Annotated in this window: 1 pseudogene; it reads left to right on the top strand. The window is 58.3% G+C overall.

Going from position 1 to position 266, the window contains the following annotated elements:
• Positions 1–147: 147 nt before the first annotated feature.
• A pseudogene (locus tag IEG05_RS23670) lies at positions 148–266 on the top strand (Mu transposase domain-containing protein); the annotation flags it as partial.

Below are 266 nucleotides of genomic sequence, written 5' to 3'. Positions count from 1 at the left end.
TGGACGGAAGACTCATGTTGCTCTCGGTTGCCTTGATGCTTCTGTGGCCTACAGATCGCGCCACCCCGCAGCCGAGGCCGTGCCGCGGACTGAAGGCCACATAAATCGCAAGGCCACACAAGATATGTTCTGTGGCTGACCACAGAACATATCGACTACCACGTCGAGGTCGACGGGCATTACTACTCGGTGCCTTACCAGTTGGTGAAGAAGCAACTGGAGGTGCGCCTGACGGCGCGCACGGTGGAGTGCTTCCACGCCAATCA

This window comes from Stutzerimonas kunmingensis (genome assembly GCF_014764705.1).
Classification (GTDB): domain Bacteria; phylum Pseudomonadota; class Gammaproteobacteria; order Pseudomonadales; family Pseudomonadaceae; genus Stutzerimonas.
Note: the sequence above shows the minus strand (reverse complement) of the source record. Positions and strands in the feature narration are given on the sequence as shown.